The organism is Pseudanabaena sp. SR411, assembly GCF_002251945.1.
Lineage (GTDB): Bacteria > Cyanobacteriota > Cyanobacteriia > Pseudanabaenales > Pseudanabaenaceae > Pseudanabaena.
Window position 1 is genome coordinate 1 of sequence record NZ_NDHW01000210.1, and the last position, 4,086, is coordinate 4,086.

A 4,086-nucleotide genomic window follows, 5' to 3' on the forward strand; every position below is an offset into this window, starting at 1 on the left:
TGTTTAAGCAGAGACGACTCTATCTACAGTACGGGCTTGGTGTCCCTAGGGGCAGAACGAGTTTATCTCTGCTTTTGCTTTTTCGGATTGTAGTAAAGATTTTATCCTTTACTTTTCTTCCTAGATACAAGGGGCAAAGCATTCCCAAAGAAATACATAAATTTTGAGACTGTTTTAATTTGGGAATGCTTTGCCCTAAACTCGCAACGCAGTCACAATTTATCGGTGAAAGCGAAGAGGGTAGAGCATTTGCGTTTTGAGATGATCGGTTTAGATGGCAACAATACACTCAATTTCGACAAGGGCATCGAGGGGAAGTCGAGCGACTTGAACGGTAGAACGGGCAGGGAATGGAGCAAGAAAATACTTACCGTAGATCGCATTTACCTTGGGGAAATCTGCCATATCGGCGAGAAATACGGTAGTTTTAATCACGTTGGTGATATCTGCACCTGCCTCAGCGAGAACGGCTTGAATATTTTTGATCACCTGTTCGGCTTGTTCTTCGACTGTGGTTGCAACAATTTTGCCGATCGCAGGATCAATCGCAATTTGTCCTGCCATAAAAATTAATTTGCTGGTCGCAGGAACAGCGATCGCTTGGTTATAGGGACCAACGGGTTCAGGAGCATTGGCGCTACGGATTACTTCTTTTTGACTCATGCTTGATATTTTTTCAATAGATCCAAGGCTAAGTATAAAATCTTTTGGCGATGCCTTATCAACTCCTTGGCTTAACACCACAATTTGCCATCATCTTGTATCAATGTAAGCTTTTAATTAATGTGATTGATTAGTTTTTAAGTAGGCGGTTGAAATAGCTTGGATGGTAAGAAACGCATTCCCCCTTCGTCTTCTCGTCGAATGAGTACTCCTCGATCTTCCATAGATTTGAGAGTTGGTAGTAATGACACAAAAGTTGGAGCATCAAGTTTAGCTAAATCTTCATCTTTGATATCTTCGCTAATGCCTCCTGCTTGGTGGGCAATATAAAGTAAATTGAGTAACTGAGGTGTAAGAGAATGGGTGTAATCTTGTTGAACAATTTGCCAGATATCTGTAAAGGCTTCTAAATTAATTTCGTCATATCCTTTAGAAGCAGCTTGACGTAAAACCTTTTCGCAAATGGTGTTTAGTTGTCGAGGAAATCCTTGAGCATAGTCAGTAATTAATGCTATGGCTTCTTCAGTGAATGGATAGCAATCATCACGATGAGATAGTCTGGCACTATTCAGATAATTGATAACAATATGCCGTAAATCGTCGGGGTGCATGATTGGAAGATTAATATCTTCGGAAAATATGCCTAGAGCTTTTAGAGTCGCTTCTTGCAGATCGGTAAAACCTCTACCTGTGATGATGAAGGCGCGATTTTTGCTATTACGGAAGAGATCAAGGCTACCTTCTAGGATAGTTTGGACAACGATGGGGTCTTTTTTGTCAAAATCATCTATAGCAAAGACTATACGATTGTAGTACTGTTCAGCTTTTTCTAATTGACGAATAAGTAACGGGTAGGGATCGCTGTTGGCGATGGGCGTGATGAGATTAGAAGGAGTTTCATCTTTGAGGCTAAAGGAAAATATTCCTAAACTAACTTTACCTTCCGTTGAGGTTTTGGTACGTTGAATGGAGTAGCCTAATAGAGTCCTAGCAATGTCTTGCGCTTCAGGGTCTTCTTTGAGGCTGTCGGCGATCGCCATTAATAATGCGCGATAAAAATCTACGGGCTTTTCGCCAGGGATGCTACTGAGGTAGAGAACTAGCATCTTTTCGTCTAATTCCACTACTTCTTGTTGTAGCTGATAGATGAGATTGAGAATTAAGGATGTTTTACCAATCCCCCAAGCCCCTCGAATCAAGACATTTCTGCCTTCATAAAGTGCGGGAATAGCATTATCTAATTCTTGGTCACGTCCATAAAATATTTTTGCCAATACCTCAGGATCTTCGGGTGGCGTAGGGCGAAATGGATTCTCTTTTAGTTGCCATTTTTGAAGCGATGATTGGTGATTGCCAAGCCGAGATTTTTTAGTTGCCATAATTAAGCTGCTTGTAAGATTTGGAGTAAATAATTAATTTCTGCTAAGCGTTCGGAGTTATTTTGAGCTTGATAATAATTTTCTGCTTCTTTTAAATGGATTAAAGCTTGAGAAATTTTACCGATTTGTATTTCTAAATTGCCTAAAGCTAATGTTGCTGCTGCAATTTTTTCATTATCTTGTAAGCGTCGAAACAGTCGTAATGAGTCCTTAAAATATAGTCGCGCTTGCTCTAGTCTGCCTGTAAGGTGATATAGTCGCGCCAAATCAAATAAGGTTAAAGCTAAAGTAGAAATATCATTTAACTTTTGGGAAACTTGCTCACAAACTTGAAGATTTTCAATTGCTTCTGTGTAGTTTCCTATCTCTAATAATGATTTTCCTAACTGATAAGAAAACTTGAGAAAACGTTGCTGATCTCCTATTGTCTCAAGGATTCTAATCCCATTTTTATATGCTTGAATTACTATTGGAATACTTTCGCCTTTGCCTGAAGACTTAAGATTTTCTTTAACAGAAAGTAATAAGGTTTCAGTTTCATCCCAAAATATTTCTTCGTTTGGCTTAATTTGTAGAAATTGGATTAAAGATTTGAGTGCTTCTTCGTATCTACCTAAAGCATCTAGTACAATAGCTCTTCCATGCCATACTTCATAAAATTGAGGATTGAGTTGTAATGCTTTATCGTATGAAGAGAGAGCTTCTTCTAATCTATCTAAGTTCTTTAGTGCAATCCCTTTTCCATACAATGCTTTGAAGGAATTAGGCTTAATTTGTAAAGCCCTATCACAAGATTCAAGACCTTCTGCATATCTACCTAGTCGAAATAGCGGAATACTGCGACTGAACCATGCATCGTAAAAGTCCTGCTTAATTTGTAAAGCTCTATCATAAGATACAATACCTTCCTCATACTTATTCAAGTAATTGCATAAAATAGTGGCTCTGTTATGCCACATCTCATAATCATCAGGATTAATTTCCAAGCCCTTATCAAAAGAAATAATTGCTTCTTCGTATTTTCCTAAATCCGCCAATGATAGTCCCCGATTACCCCAAGGTTTAGAAAAATTAGGATTAATCTCTATGGCTTTATCACAGGATAAAATTACCTCTTCGTATCGTCCTAAACTTTGTAAAGCAAGACTTCGGTTGTACCAAGCTTCATAAGGTTTAAGGTCGCTCTCAGTAGCCTTGTCAAAAGATTTAATTGCCTCTTCATATCGCTCTAACTCACTTAGTGCTATACCACGATCATTCCATAGAAAATGATCATCAGGATCTAATTGTAAAGCTTTGTCATAAGAATCAATCGCCTCTTCGTATCTATTTAAACTTTCTAAAGATGATGCTCGGCGCTTCCATACTAGTGAGGCATCAGGAGTAAACTGCAAAACTTTATCGTAACAAGCAATTGCTTCTTCATGTCTACCTAAAATATCTAAGGCTATTCCACGATTGTAAAGTGATGGATAAAAGGTAGGTTCAAGAGATACTACCTTGTCATAAGAACTTATTTCATCTTCATACCTACCCAAAATGCCAAGTGCTAATCCTCGGTTATGCCATACTTGATAGAATTTAGGGTTAATTTGTAATGCCTTATCAAAGGCATTAATCGCTTCTTCATATCTACCTAAATAGCCGAGAATAATTCCTCGATCATTCCATGCTTCATAGTCTTTAGGGTTGTCTTGTAATTCCTTGTCATAGGAGATTAGTGCTTGTTCATAGTTGTTATCTGTTATCAATTTTTTAATCACTACTTACCTCCTGTAATATGGCTAATTTTTACAAGAAAAATTTCTAATTCAGCTAAACTAACACGTATAAATCTGAGTTAGTAGATCTTGAGATATAGAGAGATTGGACGACATTTTGTATTATGACTTTTTAGACCCACATTCCGCTCGTAATGGAATGAGAAAAACAATTACGAAACAGGTGCAGGGAGCAAATAATAGCGTTGGCAGGTGGGAGAAAAAAACTTTAAAATATGAAGCCGAAGAGGAGACAAATTAACAACTTGAGAGAGTCCCTGAAA

Annotated in this window: 3 protein-coding genes; all 3 read right to left on the bottom strand. The window is 38.0% G+C overall.

From position 1 onward, the window contains the following. Positions 1-270: 270 nt before the first annotated feature. Complete coding sequence (locus B9G53_RS22660) at positions 271-663, bottom strand: Rid family detoxifying hydrolase (protein WP_094535719.1); 393 nt, start codon at positions 661-663, stop codon at positions 271-273. Positions 664-800: 137 nt separating this feature from the next. Next, complete coding sequence (locus tag B9G53_RS22665) at positions 801-2,042, bottom strand: P-loop NTPase fold protein (RefSeq protein ID WP_094535720.1); 1,242 nt, start codon at positions 2,040-2,042, stop codon at positions 801-803. Positions 2,043-2,044: 2 nt separating this feature from the next. Further along, positions 2,045-3,805, bottom strand: a complete 1,761-nt coding sequence (locus B9G53_RS22670) for a tetratricopeptide repeat protein (protein WP_094535721.1) — start codon at positions 3,803-3,805, stop codon at positions 2,045-2,047. Positions 3,806-4,086 lie beyond the last annotated feature (281 nt).

Bases quoted from the DNA above. Each gene is read 5' to 3' on its own strand.
- B9G53_RS22660 (WP_094535719.1), bottom strand. From the start codon at position 663: ATGAGTCAAAAAGAAGTAATCCGTAGCGCCAATGCTCCTGAACCCGTT.
- B9G53_RS22665 (WP_094535720.1), bottom strand. From the start codon at position 2,042: ATGGCAACTAAAAAATCTCGGCTTGGCAATCACCAATCATCGCTTCAA.